We start from the raw sequence: 15,811 nt of genomic DNA, 5'->3' as shown, positions 1-15,811 counted from the left end.
CACCCGGGTGGCCTGAGGGCCTGACACGTCAGGCGGTTCTACCTCAGCAGACGCCCAGGTCCCGCCACGGGCCCCACGGCGTGGCGCCCGGCTCCTGGTTGCGGGTCCACCACTTGGCCTGCCAGAGGTGGCCGTCGTGCGCCACCGTCTCGCCGCCCGTGTAGACCCAGGTGCTCGTCCAGGCCTGGTACGTCTCGTCGCCGCAGACGACGTCCGCCCCGACCTCGGCCCACGGGCCGTAGGGCTTGCCCGGCTTGTCGCCGCGGGTCCACCACAGGGCCACGTACACGGCGCCGTCGTACGACACCTCGTCACCGGCCCGGTAGACGGTCTTGCGGTCCCACGCCGGGGCCGCGGCCCCGGTCACCTCGACGTCCGCCGACGCCACGGCGGGCTCGTCGAACGGGTTCGACGTGACGTGCTCCGCCGAGTTGGTGTACGTGCCACTCAGCGCGTCGGCGTCCACCGTGGTCTCGTACGAGAGCGTGACCGCGTCGGCCTCCGGCCCCACGTAGTCGAGGCAGATGGTGCTGCCGTCGGTGATGGTGTCGGCCGGGTCACCGGAGTTCACCAGGGCGGTACCCAGCGTGCCCGCCAGGTTCTCGACCCCGATGGTGGCGGAGTCCGGAAGGGCGCCGATGTCCCCATACTCGAAGCGGATCTCCGGGCGCGAGTCACTGACGTTCTTGTGGACCCAGGCCTGGAAGGTGCCAACCGAGTTGGAAAGGTCGGTGGGGTCCGCGCCGTACGGGAAGGGATCGTCCCACTGGACGACGGCTGTCTCCTGGTCACGCGTATTGGCGATCCGCACGCCGCGGTCGTTCGTCAAGGAGAGCTCCAGGTCCGACCAGAGCGGTGCGATCACGCCGTTCGGTGCTGCCGCGCTGGGCAGTTCCTGTGGTGTCCACGGCTCGCCGGCATAGCCGCCGGTGACCGTGATCAGCCCGTCGTCGGAGACGACCAGGCCGGGAGACTGCTCGCCGTAGTGGGTGAACGGGCCGATGTCCGAGAACGCGTTGACGGCCACGCTGTCGCCGTCGAGCGTGCTGAACCCGACACCGGCCGCGCCCAGGTCCTGGAACCCGGACACGCACTGCGGGTCGTCCGCCGGCGTCGACGCCTCGTAGGATCCCACGGCCCCCACCTGCGTCGGCACGTCGACCTCCCACGTGATGGTCTGCCCGTCGACCACGCCGCCCCCGGTCACCGACGCCGGGTCGACGGTCAGGCCGTCCGGCACGGTGTCGGTGATCGTGTACGTCAGGTCCTCGGGCGTCACGTTGGGCTGGACGGTGATGTCGTACCCGACGGTGTCACCGACGCCGGCCGCGTCGACCGACGCCGTCTTGGTCACGTCGTCCGCCACGCGGGAGAGCCGGACCGGGATCGAGCCGATGTCACCGGGGCTGTCCGGCGAGGTGCCGAGCACCGCGGTGCCGAAGTACAGGTCGCCCTCGGCGGCCTCGGGCAGGTCCCAGTGCACGCGCACGTCGTACGGCTCGCCCACGGGCACCTCGCCCTCGGGTCCGGCCACCCCGGCGTGGCCGAGGTCCTCGCCCGGCACCACGGCGGTCGCCAGCGTGTGGGCGTCGGGCTGGTACTCGGTGCCGTTCCAGTTCTGCACCACCACCCACCAGGTGCCGGCCTCGGGGTCGGGCACCTCGCACAGCTCCGCGGCGGACGACGTCGTGGACGCGCACACCTGGGTCGCCGCGCTCGGCGTGTCCCCGGTGCCCACGAACATGTCGAGGTCCGGCGCCTCGGCCGCGGTGATCTGAGCCACCAGCCGTGACGCGCCCTCGGGCACCTCCAGCGTGGTGACCTCGACCTGGCTCAGGTCGTCGAACGCGTCCGTGTTGGTCGGGTCCTGGCTGAGCGAGCCCTCGTGCTGGTCTGCCTTCACCAGGCCCTGCACGGAGCCGGTGAAGTCGCTGATCGCGACGGACTTCAGGCCGGTCACGGCCTGCGAGCCGGTGTCGCGGCGCGTGGTGATGTCGATCTCGTCGGGCAGGATCGCGCCGGACGGGACGACGGCGACCGGCAGCGTGACCGCCGGGACGTCCTCGGTGCTCGGGGTGAGCGTGATGCGGCCGAACAGGGTCTCGCCCTCCGGCGCGCCGGTCACGTCGGCGGTGACGGAGATGCCGAGCGAGTCGCCCGGCGAGACGGTCTCGGTCGAGAGGGTCACGTCCAGGGACAGCCCGTCGTCGGACACCGCGGACGGCGTCCACGTGACGTCGGCCGGGGCCGACGCCGGCGCGACGGCCGTGCGGTCCCAGGAACAGGTGGCCAGGCACTGGGTGTCGGCGAAGGACGGCAGGTTGAGCGTGCTCGGGTCGCCGCCCGCCTCCGGGTCGGCCGCCAGGTAGTCGGCAGCCGTCTCGTCGAACAGCAGGCCCGCCTGCACGGCGGCCCCGATGTCGATGTGCCCGCTGCCCTGCTCGTACGGCGTGGCGGGCGAGCCGTCGAAGTCCTTGACGGTCGTGCGCGCCGTGGTCATGAGGGCCGACTGCTGCTGCGCCGGGGTCCAGTCCGGGCGGGCCTGCGTGAGCAGGGCGCCGGCACCGGCGACGTGCGGGCTCGACATCGACGTGCCGGAGATGACGCCGTACTCGACGTGGTCGTAGGCGCCGTCGGCCACGCCGAGGGCGGCGAGGATGTCGACGCCGGGCGCCGTGATGGACGGGACGATCGTGTCGACGGCGCGGTTCGGGCCGCGCGACGAGAAGCTGGCCATGGTGTCGCCGCGCTCGTCGTCGATGACGAAGTCCGTGCCGGAGACCGTGCCGGTGTGCCCGGTGCCCTCGGCGAGCCAGGCCCGGAGGGTCTGACCGTCCGCGTACGAGATGGCCAGGCCGGGCACGGCGAACGCGTCACCGAGCAGCGAGCCGCCGTTCGGCTCGTCGTTGGTGAGCACGAAGCCCGCCGCGCCCTGGGCCGCGACGTTCGACGACTTCTCCACACGGCCGTTGCCGCCGCGGGCGCAGACCACGATCTTGTCGGTGAACTCGGCCTCGTGGCCCGTCGTCGCCGTGCACTGCGGGTCGCCCACCGTGGCCGCGTCGACGATCTCGGTCGCGGGCAGCGGCCCGGTCAGCGACTTGCCGGCCAGGTCGGGCAGGGTGCCCGCGCTGCTGGTCAGGTCACCCAGGGTGTTGACCATGTGCCGGTTGTGCGTCGAGGCGCCCACGGAGGTGATCCACGGTGCGTCGGCGGGGGAGCCGGTGGTCGCGAACCCGGGGCCGTCGTTGCCGTTGGAGGTGGCCACGAAGATGCCCGCGGCGCGCGCGTTGAGGAACCCGATCGCGTCGAAGTCGTTCCACAGGTCCGACGGCGAGGAGGAGCCGATCGAGTAGTTGATGACGTCCACGCCGTCGGCGATGGCCTGGTCGATCGACGCCGTCAGGCCCGCGGTGGTGCAGCAGCCGCGGTAGCTGATGACGTTCGCGTGCGGGGCGACGCCGGAGACGTCGAACGTCGGCGGGTCGGTGCCCTCCGGCGCCGTCGGCGTCACGTCGTTCACGACGTTGCCGCCCGACGTGGAGGCCGTGTGCGAGCCGTGCCCGTCCTCGTCCAGCGCGCTGCGGTCGGTGGCGCTGAGGAACCCGTAGGCGCCGATCAGCTTGCCGTTGCAGGGGAAGTCGGGGTCGTACTGGTCGGTGTTGGCCGGGTCGCACACGCCCAGGTAGTTGCCCGCGCCCAGCGGGTTGGTGTGCGTGTACCCGTCGGCGCCGGTCTCGGCGAACGAGGGGCTGCCCGGGTGGATGCCCGTGTCGATGGTGCCGATCACGACACCCTCGCCCTTGTAGTCCTCCGGCAGGCCCAGCTCCTCGACGGCGTTCCACAGCGCGTCCGCGTTGCTCCAGGCGGGGCCTGCGTCGGTGTGCAGCTCACGCTCCTCGTCGAGCGCGATGTGCGCGACGGCGGGGTCCTTGGCGACCTGCGCGGCCTCGGCCGGGGTCAGGACGGCGGAGATGCCGTTGACGGCGTACTGGTAGGTGAACGGCACCTCGACGTCGTGCCCGACGGTGCGCTCCATGCGGGTGACGAAGTCGTCCTGCTCGGCCTCGAGGAACTCGGTGTACTCGCGGACGCGGGCCGACGAGGCATCGAGCGTGCGGCCCGCCCGCGGGGTCGTGGCCTCCAGGCCGGCGACGCCGCCGTCGTAGCTCGGCACTGCGGCGTCGGCCAGGCGGATCAGGTAGGTGCGCTCGGCGGTGCCGCGCCCGAGCGCGAGCTTCTGGATGCCGGCGTCCCGCTCGACGCCGGGCTGCGGCGTGGTCTCGGCCGGCACCAGGTCCTGGGCCAGGGCGTCGCGGGGATCGGTCTTGTCCGCGCCCGGCGGGGCCTGGGGGACGGCGACGGCCGCCGGCGCTACTGCCGCCGCCAGCGCCGTGACGGCCGCTAGGACGAGCATGGACGTTCTGGACCGGTGTGACATGTACGGCTCCCTCTGGTACGGCAGCGATGGGGTCGAGCACGTGCAGGTGTGCGACATTCCTCGCGTACCGGGGAACTGGTGTCAATGCTTCTGCACGCGTTTCACCCGGGTTGTCACAGGTGCCGGGGGTACGTGGTCAACCGTGCGACATCGACGAAAGGTGCAGCACGATGACAGTGTCAGAGAACCACGCGGCGCACGGGCACGGGACCGGCGGCCATGACGGCGGCGGACAGGGGGCGGCGTCGGGCGGCTGGACGACGGCGGCCCGGATGCTCCAGGACGCCTCACCGATCACCGTTCCCGAGGGCGCCTCGGCGATGACGATCCACGTGGCGTGGGAGCCGGGGGACCCGGGCACGCCGCCGCACCGGCACTCGGGGCCGGCGTTCGGGTACGTGATCCAGGGGGCGGTCCGGTTCGAGCTGGAGGGTGAGCCGGAGCGCGTCGTCGAGGCCGGCGGCACCTTCTGGGAGCCGGGCGGCGACGTGATCCACTACCAGGACGGCAATGCGCTCGGCGACGCCCGGACGGAGTTCGTGGTGACCATGATGTGCGCGCCGGGCAAGCCGATGCTGGAGCTGGTGGACGAGGCGGAGCTGGCCCGGCGAGCCCACCTCCGCGCCCCGCGGCCCACGTCCGCGCCGAGCTAGGACGGCCGCGACGTAGGACGGCGGCGGAGCGGAACGGCGGCGGGGGCGGAACGGCAGCATGGCTGCGGTTCCGTCCCCGCCGCCGTCCTACCTCGGCAGGGCGGGCCGGCGGGTCAGTGGAAGCGGCCCCGGACCGCCTCGCCGTGGGCCGGCAGGTCCTCGTCGTTGGCCACGGCGACGATGCGGTCGGCGAGCTCGCCCAGCGCGTCGCGGTCGTACTCCACCTGCTGCACCGACTTGAGGAAGCTGTGCACGCCCAGGCCGCTCGCGAAGTGCGCGGTGCCGCCCGTGGGCAGCACGTGGTTCGAGCCGGCCATGTAGTCGCCCAGCGACACCGGCGACCAGGGGCCCACGAAGATCGCGCCCGCGCTGTGCACCCGGGAGGCCACCGCGGCGGCGTCCGCCGTCTGGATCTCCAGGTGCTCCGCGCCGTAGGCGTTGACGACGGCCAGCCCGGCCTCGACGTCGTCCACCAGGACGACGGCGGACTGCGGACCGTCCAGCGCCTGTGCCACGCGGACGGCGTGCTTGGTGGCCGAGGCGAGGTCCTGGACCCGGGCTTCGACCGCGGCCGCCAGCTCGACGGAGTCGGTGACCAGCACGGAGGCGGCCATCGGGTCGTGCTCGGCCTGGCTGATGAGGTCGAGGGCCACGTGCCCGGCGTCGGCGGTGGCGTCGGCGAGGACGGCGATCTCGGTGGGGCCGGCCTCCGCGTCGATGCCGACGACGCCGCGCACCAGGCGCTTGGCCGCCGCGACGTACACGTTGCCCGGGCCGGTGATGACGTCGACGGGCTCGCAGAGGGTCTCGCCGTCCTGCGGCTCGCTGCCCGCGGCGCCGTAGGCGAACATCGCCACGGCCTGCGCACCGCCCACGGCGTACACCTCGTCGACCCCGAGCAGGGCGCAGGCCGCGAGGATGGTCGGGTGCGGCAGGCCGCCGTTGTCCTTCTGCGGCGGGGACGCCACGGCGAGACCGGGCACGCCGGCCTCCTGCGCCGCGACCACGTTCATCACCACCGACGACGGGTACACCGCGAGCCCGCCCGGCGCGTACAGGCCGACGCGCTGCACCGGGATCCACCGCTGCCGCACGACGGCGCCCGGCGCGAGCTCGGTCACGTGGTCGGTAGGCACCTGGTCGGCGTGCACCCGGCGGACCCGGCGGATGGCCTCCTCCAGCCCCTCGCGCACGAGCGGCGTCAGGCTCTCGACGGCGGCCGTGAGCGCCTCCGCGGGCACGCGCAGGTGCTCGGGGGACACGCCGTCGAACCGCAGCGCGATCTCGCGCAGCGCGGCCGCGCCGCCCTCGCGGACCTGGCGGAGCAGGGGCTCCACCGCATGGACCGCCTCGTCCACCCCGACCTCGGCTCGGGGCAGGACGGCGAGGAGCTCGCGCCGGCCGAGGGACCGGCCGCGCAGGTCGATGCGTTGGATCACCCGGCCAGTCTATGGCGGCCGGCGGGGGACAATGCTGTGGTGTCCAACTCTCGCGCTCACTCCAGCCCCGACTCCGCAGTGCCCGAGGTCCCCATCCGTGACGACGTCATCCGGCTGGGCCAGTTCCTCAAGCTCGCCGACCTCGCCGAGGACGGCGCGCAGGCCCGCGACCTGATCGCCGACGGGGAGGTGCGGGTCAACGGCGAGGCCGAGACCCGCCGAGGCCGGCAGCTCGTGCGCGGTGACGTGGTGAGCGTGCAGATGCCCGCGGGCGAGCAGTCGGCGAAGGTCGGCTGACCGGCGCGGGCCGGCCCACCGGGCTCGGGGCGCTCAGGAGGCCATGTAGGTCGAGGCCATGGCCTTGTCGACCGTGATCCGCAGGACGATCCGGTCCGGGTTGGGCGTCTGCGTGCGGTAGCGGCGGGCGTAGCGGGCCTCGGCCTCCGCGATCTCGGCGGGGTCGTCGCTGAGGGTGATGGTGCCCTCCAGGGTGAGCCAGCGCGCGCGGTCGAACTGGCACAGGGCGGCCCGCTGCTCGCCGCCGTCGGGCAGCGGGCGGATGTTGCGCGCCTTGAACGACGTGCGGTTCGCGGTGACGCGCGCGACCCCTTCCTCGGCGTCCCAGGTGAAGCCGACCGGCACCACGTGCGGTGTCCCGTCGGGGCGCAGGGTGGTGAGGGTCGCGAGGTGGCGCTCGGTGACGAAGACGAGCTGCTCGGGGTTGAGTCGGAACACGTCGCGAGTCTAGGTGGCGGGTGTGGGTTCCCCGTATATGCCGCCGGAGCGGATATGGCTAGTGTCCTGACAAATATCCGGCGTCGAAGGGGAGCCCCATGAAGCCGCGTACCTCGTTCCTGGCGGCGGGCATCGCCGCCCTGCTGAGCATCGGGCTGGCCGTGCCGGCCGTCGTCGCGCAGGCGGGCCCGACGACGGCCGCCGCCGACTGCACCGCGGCCGCGTGGACGGAGGGCAGCACCTACGCCGCGGGCGACCACGTGACCCACCGGGGCCGCGGGTACACCGCCCTGGTGACGCATACCGCGCACGTCGGGGCGGGCTGGAGTCCCGACGCGACACCCACCCTCTGGACCGACGACGGCGCGTGCGCCACGCAACCCGACCCCGACCCCACCGACCCGACGCCCGACCCCACGGATCCGACCCCGGACCCGGAGCCCACCCCGGCGGACTGCAGCCAGCGCCCCAAGCCGTCCGGCAAGGTGCTGCAGGGCTACTGGGAGAACTGGGACGGCGCGAGCAACGGCGTGCACCCGGGCCTCGGCTGGATCCCGGTCACGGACTCGCGCATCACCCAGCACGGCTACAACGTGGCGACGCTCGCGTTCCCGGTGATCCGCTCGGACGGCACGGTGCTGTGGGAGGACGGCATGGACTCCGGCGTCCGCGTGCCCACCCCCGAGGAGATGTGTGCCGCCAAGGAGGCGGGCCTGACGATCCTGATGTCGATCGGCGGCGCGACCGCCGGGATCGACCTGTCCTCGCAGGCCGTGGCGGACCGGTTCGTCGAGACCATCGTGCCGATCCTGCGCGAGTACAACTTCGACGGCATCGACATCGACATCGAGACCGGCCTGACCGGCAGCGGGTCGATCACGCAGCTGTCCACGTCGCAGGCCAACCTGATCCGGATCATCGACGGGGTGCTGGCCGGCATGCCGGCCGGGTTCGGCCTGACCATGGCGCCCGAGACCGCGTACGTGACCGGCGGCAGCGTGACCTACGGCTCGATCTGGGGCTCCTACCTGCCGATCATCAAGAAGTACGCCGACAACGGTCGCCTGTGGTGGCTCAACATGCAGTACTACAACGGCTCGATGTACGACTGCTCCGGCAACTCCTACGCCGCCGGGACCGTGGCCGGCTTCCAGGCGCAGACCGACTGCCTCGACGACGGCCTCGTCATCCAGGGCACCACGATCCGCGTGCCCTACGACAAGCAGGTGCCCGGCCTGCCCGCCCAGCAGGGTGCCGGCGGCGGGTACATGGCGCCGTCGCTGGTCTCGCAGGCCTACGGCTCGTACGACGGGGCGCTCAAGGGCCTGATGACCTGGTCCATCAACTGGGACGGGTCGCGCGGCTGGACCTTCGGCGACAACGTGAAGGCGCTCCAGGGCCGCTAGTCCCGGGAGCGGGCCCGACGACGAGCGGCTGGGCGCTCGACGTCGGGCCTCCTGTTGTCAGGCCTCGGGAGGACTGCCGGGGCTGACCACCGGGAGGCCCAGGTGCCGCGCGGCGTGGAGCATCTGCTTGTCATAGGTCACCACAGCCACGAGGTCTTCGCCGAGCGCCGCTGCCGTGGCCACGTGTATCGCGTCGAGCGACCTGATGTGGATGTCGATCGCTGCTGCCGCGGCCACGACGCGCCGACTCACCTGACGTCGGGCGATCGGGGCGAGCACCGGACCGATGTGCGTCTCGTGGTCGAGCGCCTCACGGACGGCGAACCGCGCGAGCTCGACGTCGAGCAGAGCGGAGGAGGTGATGACGACGCCCTCTCCCGTCACTCGCACCAGGTAGTCGACGAGGGCGTCCGAGTGCTCCTCACGGCGGACCTGCTTGAGCGCGGCGGACGTGTCGAGGTAGATCGCCCTCACAGGCGGTCTTCGCGGAGCTCGTCGAGCACCTCGGCCGTCGGGCGGTGCGGCTCCGGCGTGGCCGGGGGTACGTGGATCCGGGTGGTCCGGGGCAGGTCGTACTCGCCCTCGGCGACCAAGCGGTCGAACGGTGACGTCTGGATGGGAACCAGCCGCGCGATGGGGCGGCCGTGGTCCGTGATCATCACGGTCTCACCACCTCGGACCACGTCCAGGACGCGGCGCGTGTGCTGGTTCAGCTCGCGCACGCCGACGGCCGGAGGATCGGGCGGCGAGATGGGTTGGCTGGACATGCAACTCACATTACGCCGTGTTGCCAGACGGTGCACTACATGTCTGACAACACGGCGTCCTCGGTCACGAGCCGATCGAGTTCAGCACCGCCAGCTCGTCCTCGGGCAGCACGAGGCTCGCGGCCGCGACGTTCTCGCGCAGGTGAGCCACCGTCGACGTGCCCGGGATGAGCAGCACGTTCGGCGAGCGCTGCAGCAGCCAGGCCTGCGCCACCGCGGCCGGGGTGCTCCCCAGGCGGGCGGCAACGGCGTCCAGCTCCGCCGACTGCAGGGGCGAGAAGCCACCCAGCGGGAAGTAGGGCACGTAGGCGATGCCCTGCTCGGCCAGGGAGTCGATCAGCGGGTCGTCGGCGCGGTTGGCGATGTTGTAGAAGTTCTGCACGCACACGACCGGGGCGATCGACTGCGCCTCGGCGACCTGCTCGGGCAGCACGGTGCTCACGCCCAGGTGCGCGATCAGGCCCTCCGCCTGCATCTCGGCCAGCGCGGTGAACTGCCGCGCGAGCGAGCCCGGCTCCGGCCGGTCCACACCGCCCACGCGCAGGTTCACGACGTCGAGCCGGTCCAGGCCGAGGTGCTCGAGGTTCTGCTCGACGGCACGGCGGAGCTGGTCGGGCTCCTGGGCGGGCGGCCAGCCACCCTGCGCGTCGCGGACCGCGCCCACCTTCGTGACGATGTGCAGGCCCGCCGGGTAGGGGTGCAGGGCCTCGCGGATGATCTCGTTGGTGACGTACGGGCCGTAGAAGTCGGCGGTGTCGATGTGGGTCACGCCGAGCGCGACCGCCTCCCGCAGGACGGCGACCGCCGCCGCGCGGTCGGCGGGCGGGCCGAAGACGCCGGGACCGGCGAGCTGCATGGCGCCGTAGCCGACGCGGGAGACGGTGATGTCGTCGGCGAGCGTGTACGTGCCGCCGGGGATCGTGTTCGTGGTCATGACGTCCACGGTCCGCCGGTCCGGCGCGGACAGGCAGTACCCGGCGCTTCCTGGGAGTGCGGGGACCAGGCACCGTCGGGCGCCGCGTCCTACGGTGGGTGCATGGCCGACAACCAGCTGGGCGAGTACCTGCGGGCGCGCCGTGAGCTCGTGCGGCCCGGCGACGTGGGGCTGCCGGCCGGGGGCGTGCGCCGGGTCGCCGGCCTGCGCCGCGAGGAGGTGGCCCTGCTGGCCGGGATCAGCGCCGACTACTACCTGCGGCTCGAGCAGGGCCGCGACCGGCACCCGTCCGTGCAGGTGGTCGAGTCGCTCGCCCGGGTGCTGCTGCTGGACGAGCCCGCGACGCGGCACCTGCTCAGGCTCGCGGCGCCGGCCCCGCGCCGCCGTCGGCGCAGCCGCCGGGAGGTGGTGCCCGCCGGGACGTTGCGGCTGCTGGACCGGGTGGGCGTCCCGGCGTACGTCGAGGGGCGGTACTTCGACGTGCTCGCGGCGAACGCGCTGGCCGGTGCGCTGTCGCCGAACCTCCGGCGCGGCGGCAACCGGCTGCGCGACCTGTTCCTCGACCCCGCCGAGCAGGCGCTGCACGGGGACTGGCCCGACGTGGCGCCGAAGATCGTCGCCCGGTTCCGCGAGGCGGTCGGCACGGAGACCGACGACGAGCGGGTGGAGCGCCTCGTGGGGGAGCTCTCGCTCGCCTCGGAGCGGTTCCGCACGCTGTGGGCGCGCCACGACGTGAACCTCGGCACGCCGCACACCACGCGCATGCTGCACCCGCAGGTCGGGGAGCTGGACCTGGACATGGAGAAGCTCTCGATCGTGGGCACCGACCGGCAGATGCTCGTGCTGCTGCACGCGGACGCCGGTTCGCCCACCGGGGAGCGGCTGGCGCTGCTCGCCTCGCTCGCGGCGTCGTCCGGCGTGGGACCGCACCCCGCCGCGAGCGAACCCGCCGACGTCACCTAGGGCTGTGGACGACCGGGTCGCGGTGTCGGTGGCCTCTCCTAGGATCGGTGGCGTGACCAAGGACCCCTTCGCAGACCTGCCCTTCGCCATGGAGGAGCCGCCCGACGACGCCCTCCTGACCGAGGTCGGTGATCCGGCGCTGCCGCCGTCGGCGCGGAACACCCCCGAGGCGCAGGCGGCCAAGCTGCAGATGCTGCGGGGCCTGCTGGACGACGGCGGGGTGGCGCCTGCGGCGCCGGTCCGCCGGCCGGTCCGGACCGAGGTCGCGGATGGTGGCGCGGCCGGGGACGCGGACGTGGACCAGGCGGCGGCCCCGGACGTCGCGGGCGAGGAGTCCCTGGAGGAGGCGGAGGCGCCTGCCTCGCGGGCCACGGCGGCGACGCCCGGCGCCTCGCTGCGCGAGGAGGCCGAGGCAGCGCTCCGCGAGCTCGTCGGCCGCGACGACGCGCGGCTGCGCGACGACCAGTGGACGGCCATCGAGGCGCTCGCCGCCTTCCGTCGCCGGGCCCTGGTGGTGCAGCGCACCGGGTGGGGCAAGTCGGCGGTGTACTTCGTGGCGACCCGGCTGCTGCGGGCCCGGGGCGCCGGGCCCACGGTGATCGTGTCACCCCTGCTGGCGCTCATGCGCGACCAGATCGCCGCCGCCGCCCGTGCGGGGATCCGCGCGGTCACCATCAACTCGGCGAACATGACGGAGTGGGACGAGGTGCACGCGTCGATCGCCCGCGGCGAGGTGGACGTGCTGCTGTGCTCGCCGGAGCGGCTGAACAACCCGGGCTTCCGCGACGAGGTGCTGCCGCGGCTGGCGGCCGACGCCGGCCTGGTGGTCATCGACGAGGCCCACTGCATCTCGGACTGGGGCCACGACTTCCGGCCCGACTACCGGCGCATCCGTACCCTCCTGGCCGACCTGCCCACGGGTATCCCCGTGCTGGCCACCACCGCCACGGCGAACGAGCGCGTCACGCAGGACGTGGCGGAGCAGCTCGCCGTGCACGCCGACGGCACGGCCGCCGAGGACGTGCTGGTGCTGCGCGGCGCGCTCGACCGGGAGTCCCTGCATCTGGCGGTGCTGGAGCTCGGTGACCAGCCCACCCGGGTGGCCTGGCTGGCCGAGGCGCTGCAGGACATCGAGGGGTCCGGCATCGTGTACTGCCTCACCGTGTCGGCGGCGGAGCAGGTCGCCGAGCAGCTGCGCGGCTACGGCCTCGCCGTCGCCGCGTACACGGGCCGGACCGAGCCGGCCCAGCGGGAGCAGCTCGAGGCCGAGCTCAAGAACAACGAGGTCAAGGCCCTGGTGGCCACCTCGGCGCTGGGCATGGGCTTCGACAAGCCGGACCTCGCCTTCGTGGTGCACCTGGGCGCGCCGTCCTCGCCGATCGCGTACTACCAGCAGGTCGGCCGTGCGGGCCGCGGCGTCGACCAGGCGCTGGTGGTGCTGCTCCCCGGTACCGAGGACAAGGCGATCTGGGACTGGTTCGGCGAGCAGGCGTTCCCCGCCGAGGGGCAGGTGCGCGTCACCCTGGACGCCCTGCGGTCCGGCGGCACCCTGTCGACCGCCGCGCTGGAGACGCAGGTGGACCTGCGGCGGTCCCGGTTGGAGACCATGCTCAAGGTGCTCGACGTGGACGGCGCGGTCCGGCGCGTGCGCGGCGGCTGGGAGTCCACCGGCCGGGAGTGGTCGTACGACGCCGAGCGGTACGCCCGGGTCGCCGCGACCCGGGCCGCCGAGCAGCAGGCGATGGTCGACTACGTCGCCACCCCCGGGTGCCGCATGGCCTACCTGCGGGCCCAGCTCGACGACCCCGACCTGGCTCCGGGCTGGTCGTGCGGCCGCTGCGACCGGTGCGGCGCGATGGACCTGCCCGAGGCGCCGGACGCCGAGGCGGTGGCCGCCGCGCGCGCCGAGATGGACCGGCCCGGCGTGGAGGTCGAGGCCCGCAAGATGTGGCCCACCGGCCTGGCGGCGATCGGCCTGGACCTCAAGGGGAAGATCCCGCCCGGCGAGCTGGCCGAGCCCGGGCGCGCCGTGGCGCGCCTCGACGGCCTGGGCTGGTCGGGTCCGCTGCGTGACCTGCTCGCCCCGAACGCGCCCGACGGCGAGCTCCCGGTCCACCTGCGCCGGGCCGCGGCCCGGGTGCTGGACGAGTGGGAAGCGCTGCGCCCGCCGGCCGAGACCGCGCAGGACGAGCAGGACGAGCACGACGCGAGCGGCCAGGAGGGCGCCGTCGTGCCCGAGCCCGGTCCGCTGGTGGTGGAGGCCGTCGTGGCGGTCCGTTCCGTCAAGCGGCCGCAGCTGTCCTACCACCTGGCCACGGGGCTCGCGAAGTACCTGGGCGTGCCGATGATCGGCGCGATCGGCCCCGTCGCCGGCCAGGAGGAGCCGGGCCGGCACGACGTGAACTCGGCGATGCGGCTGGCCGGTGTCGTCAGGCGCCTGCAGCCGCAGCTCGGGGAGGCCGCGCTGCGCGGGCTGCCGGGCCGGGCGGTGCTGCTGGTGGACGACTACACCGACTCGGGCTGGACGCTCACGGTCGCGGCCCGGCTGCTGCGCCAGGCGGGCGCGTCCGCCGTCTACCCGTTCGTCCTGGCGATCCGGTGACCGCCCGGCGTCCCGTGACGTGTCCCACGCGCCCGGTGGGCGGACTCGTACCGGGCCGGTGCCGCACGCTTCGTAGACTGGTGCGGTGATGACCCACGCCGTCGACCAGCACAGCGCCTCCGCGCCCGCGGTGCGGCTGCCGCTGCGTCCGGAGCTCGCGGACGAGCAGCCGTACGGCGCGCCGCAGCTCGACGTCCCCGTGCTGCTGAACGTCAACGAGAACCCGTACCCGCCCGGCGAGGACGTGGTGGCGACCATCGCCGAGGACGTCGCGCGCGCGGCACGCGGCATGAACCGGTACCCGGACCGGGACGCCACGGCGCTGCGGCGGGACCTGGCCGACTACCTCGCCCTGGAGACCGGCGTCAGCCTCGACCGCTGCGACGTGTGGGCGGCGAACGGGTCCAACGAGGTCATGCTGCACGTGCTGCAGGCGTTCGGCGGCCCCGGCCGTACCGCGCTGTCGTTCGCGCCCACCTACTCCATGTACCCGGAGTACGCGCGCGACACCCACACCACGTGGGTGGTGGGCCGCCGCGCGGAGGACTTCACGCTGGACCCGGCGTACGCCGCGCAGAAGATCCGCGAGGTGCGCCCGTCGGTGATCCTGCTGGCCAGCCCGAACAACCCGACGGGCACGGCGCTGCCCGCGGCCACGGTCGAGGCGATCTGCGAGGCGGCCCTGGAGGTCGACCTCGACGGGGCGCGCCCCGTCGTCGTCGTGGACGAGGCGTACGCGGAGTTCCGCCGTCCGGGCACGCCGTCCGCGGTCGCGCTGCTGGAGCGGTACCCCCACCTCGCGGTCACCCGCACCATGTCCAAGGCGTTCGCCGCGGCCGGGGCGCGTCTCGGCTACCTGGTCGGCTCCGCCGACTTCGTCGACGCGCTGCGGATCGTGCGCCTGCCGTACCACCTGAGCGCCATCACGCAGGCCGCCGCGGGCGCCGCGCTGCGGCACCGGGAGTCGCTCATGGCGCAGGTGGCGACGCTGCGTGCCGAGCGTGACGCGACGGTGGCCTGGCTGCGCAAGCAGCACCTGCCCGACGGGCGGCCGTTCGAGGTCGCGGACACGGACGCCAACTTCGTGCTGTTCGGCACGTTCGCCGACCGGCACGCCGTCTGGCAGGGTCTGCTGGACCGCGGTGTCCTGATCCGCGAGACCGGCCCGGACGGCTGGCTGCGGGTGTCGATCGGCACGTCCGGCGAGATGGCCGCGTTCCGCGCGGCGCTCGTCGAGGTGCTGCAGGAGCAACCAGGAGGAGAGCAGGCATGAGCCGGACAGCACGCGTGGAACGCGCCACCTCCGAGTCGAAGGTGCTGGTCGAGCTCGACCTCGACGGCACGGGCCGCACCGAGATCAGCACGAGCGTGCCCTTCTACGACCACATGCTCACGGCGCTGGGCAAGCACTCCCTGATCGACCTCACCGTGCAGGCGACCGGTGACACGCACATCGACGCCCACCACACGGTCGAGGACGTCGCGATCAGCCTCGGCGAGGCACTGCGCCAGGCGCTCGGCGACAAGGCCGGCATCTCCCGGTTCGGCGACGCGCTCGTGCCGCTCGACGAGGCGCTCGCCCAGGCCGTCGTGGACGTGTCGGGCCGGCCGTACCTGGTGCACGAGGGTGAGCCCGCGGGCCAGGAGTACCACCTCATCGGGGGGCACTTCACGGGTTCGCTCACCCGGCACGTGCTGGAGTCGATCGCCCACCACGCCGGCATCTGCCTGCACGTGCGGGTGCTCGCGGGACGCGACCCCCACCACATCGTCGAAGCACAGTTCAAGGCGCTGGCGCGTGCGCTGCGCGCCGCCGTCGCCCTCGACCCGCGGGTCGAGGGCATCCCGTCCACGAAGGGTGCGCTCTAGCA

General features: G+C 73.5%; 13 protein-coding genes. 7 read left to right on the top strand and 6 right to left on the bottom strand.

Annotation, left to right across the window (positions count from 1 at the left end; genetic code table 11):
* Window positions 1–43: 43 nt before the first annotated feature.
* Window positions 44–4,417 (bottom strand): S8 family serine peptidase, encoded by a 4,374-nt coding sequence (locus tag ACO229_RS12230; protein ID WP_423465097.1) that lies wholly within the window; start codon window positions 4,415–4,417, stop codon window positions 44–46.
* 194 nt (window positions 4,418–4,611) lie between these two features.
* Here ACO229_RS12230 and ACO229_RS12225 point away from each other — a divergent pair, with 194 nt between their 5' ends.
* Window positions 4,612–5,094 (top strand): cupin domain-containing protein, encoded by a 483-nt coding sequence (locus ACO229_RS12225; RefSeq protein ID WP_423465096.1) that lies wholly within the window; start codon window positions 4,612–4,614, stop codon window positions 5,092–5,094.
* A 113-nt stretch (window positions 5,095–5,207) separates the two neighbouring features.
* Here ACO229_RS12225 and hisD read toward each other — a convergent pair whose 3' ends face one another.
* Window positions 5,208–6,533, bottom strand: a complete 1,326-nt coding sequence (gene hisD / locus ACO229_RS12220) for a histidinol dehydrogenase (RefSeq protein ID WP_423465095.1) — start codon at window positions 6,531–6,533, stop codon at window positions 5,208–5,210.
* Window positions 6,534–6,572: 39 nt separating this feature from the next.
* On the opposite strand from hisD, the gene ACO229_RS12215 reads away from it, so the two are divergent.
* A complete protein-coding gene (locus ACO229_RS12215; protein WP_397412760.1) occupies window positions 6,573–6,830 on the top strand; it encodes an RNA-binding S4 domain-containing protein in 258 nt (85 codons plus the stop codon).
* Between the two features lie 33 nt (window positions 6,831–6,863).
* Here ACO229_RS12215 and ACO229_RS12210 read toward each other — a convergent pair whose 3' ends face one another.
* Window positions 6,864–7,268, bottom strand: coding sequence for a pyridoxamine 5'-phosphate oxidase family protein (locus ACO229_RS12210; protein WP_423465094.1), 405 nt, complete (start codon window positions 7,266–7,268; stop codon window positions 6,864–6,866).
* Between the two features lie 98 nt (window positions 7,269–7,366).
* Here ACO229_RS12210 and ACO229_RS12205 point away from each other — a divergent pair, with 98 nt between their 5' ends.
* Complete coding sequence (locus ACO229_RS12205; RefSeq protein WP_423465093.1) at window positions 7,367–8,674, top strand: carbohydrate-binding protein; 1,308 nt, start codon at window positions 7,367–7,369, stop codon at window positions 8,672–8,674.
* A 57-nt stretch (window positions 8,675–8,731) separates the two neighbouring features.
* Here the strand turns inward: ACO229_RS12205 and ACO229_RS12200 are convergent, their stop codons facing one another.
* The 3 genes from ACO229_RS12200 to ACO229_RS12190 form a co-directional block, all read right to left on the bottom strand.
* Window positions 8,732–9,148 (bottom strand): type II toxin-antitoxin system VapC family toxin, encoded by a 417-nt coding sequence (locus ACO229_RS12200; RefSeq protein ID WP_423465092.1) that lies wholly within the window; start codon window positions 9,146–9,148, stop codon window positions 8,732–8,734.
* Complete coding sequence (locus tag ACO229_RS12195; RefSeq protein ID WP_423465091.1) at window positions 9,145–9,441, bottom strand: type II toxin-antitoxin system Phd/YefM family antitoxin; 297 nt, start codon at window positions 9,439–9,441, stop codon at window positions 9,145–9,147. The genes ACO229_RS12200 and ACO229_RS12195 overlap by 4 nt, the downstream gene beginning before the upstream one ends.
* 64 nt (window positions 9,442–9,505) lie before the next feature.
* Window positions 9,506–10,375, bottom strand: a complete 870-nt coding sequence (locus ACO229_RS12190; protein ID WP_423465090.1) for an oxidoreductase — start codon at window positions 10,373–10,375, stop codon at window positions 9,506–9,508.
* A gap of 102 nt (window positions 10,376–10,477) precedes the next feature.
* Here ACO229_RS12190 and ACO229_RS12185 point away from each other — a divergent pair, with 102 nt between their 5' ends.
* From ACO229_RS12185 to hisB, 4 genes are all read left to right on the top strand, one after another.
* A complete protein-coding gene (locus ACO229_RS12185; RefSeq protein ID WP_397432448.1) occupies window positions 10,478–11,338 on the top strand; it encodes a helix-turn-helix transcriptional regulator in 861 nt (286 codons plus the stop codon).
* A 52-nt stretch (window positions 11,339–11,390) separates the two neighbouring features.
* A complete protein-coding gene (locus tag ACO229_RS12180; protein ID WP_423465089.1) occupies window positions 11,391–13,940 on the top strand; it encodes a RecQ family ATP-dependent DNA helicase in 2,550 nt (849 codons plus the stop codon).
* An 88-nt stretch (window positions 13,941–14,028) separates the two neighbouring features.
* Window positions 14,029–15,213: a histidinol-phosphate transaminase gene (locus ACO229_RS12175; RefSeq protein ID WP_423465296.1), complete on the top strand. Its 1,185-nt coding sequence runs from the start codon at window positions 14,029–14,031 to the stop codon at window positions 15,211–15,213.
* The gene (gene hisB / locus ACO229_RS12170) at window positions 15,210–15,809 is read left to right on the top strand and encodes an imidazoleglycerol-phosphate dehydratase HisB (protein WP_397412746.1); all 600 of its coding nucleotides are present in this window, start codon (window positions 15,210–15,212) and stop codon (window positions 15,807–15,809) included. The genes ACO229_RS12175 and hisB overlap by 4 nt, the downstream gene beginning before the upstream one ends.
* Window positions 15,810–15,811 lie beyond the last annotated feature (2 nt).

It is taken from the genome of Promicromonospora sp. MS192 (assembly GCF_049532985.1).
Classification (GTDB): domain Bacteria; phylum Actinomycetota; class Actinomycetes; order Actinomycetales; family Cellulomonadaceae; genus Promicromonospora.
This window is presented reverse-complemented; position numbering and strand designations above follow the sequence as displayed.

Excerpts from the sequence above, each read along its gene's own strand:
- ACO229_RS12230 (WP_423465097.1), bottom strand. The coding sequence starts at position 4,417 with ATGCTCGTCCTAGCGGCCGTCACGGCGCTGGCGGCGGCAGTAGCGCCG.
- ACO229_RS12225 (WP_423465096.1), top strand. The coding sequence starts at position 4,612 with ATGACAGTGTCAGAGAACCACGCGGCGCACGGGCACGGGACCGGCGGC.
- ACO229_RS12205 (WP_423465093.1), top strand. The coding sequence starts at position 7,367 with ATGAAGCCGCGTACCTCGTTCCTGGCGGCGGGCATCGCCGCCCTGCTG.
- ACO229_RS12195 (WP_423465091.1), bottom strand. The coding sequence starts at position 9,441 with ATGTCCAGCCAACCCATCTCGCCGCCCGATCCTCCGGCCGTCGGCGTG.
- ACO229_RS12190 (WP_423465090.1), bottom strand. The coding sequence starts at position 10,375 with ATGACCACGAACACGATCCCCGGCGGCACGTACACGCTCGCCGACGAC.
- ACO229_RS12185 (WP_397432448.1), top strand. The coding sequence starts at position 10,478 with ATGGCCGACAACCAGCTGGGCGAGTACCTGCGGGCGCGCCGTGAGCTC.
- ACO229_RS12175 (WP_423465296.1), top strand. The coding sequence starts at position 14,029 with ATGACCCACGCCGTCGACCAGCACAGCGCCTCCGCGCCCGCGGTGCGG.
- hisB (WP_397412746.1), top strand. The coding sequence starts at position 15,210 with ATGAGCCGGACAGCACGCGTGGAACGCGCCACCTCCGAGTCGAAGGTG.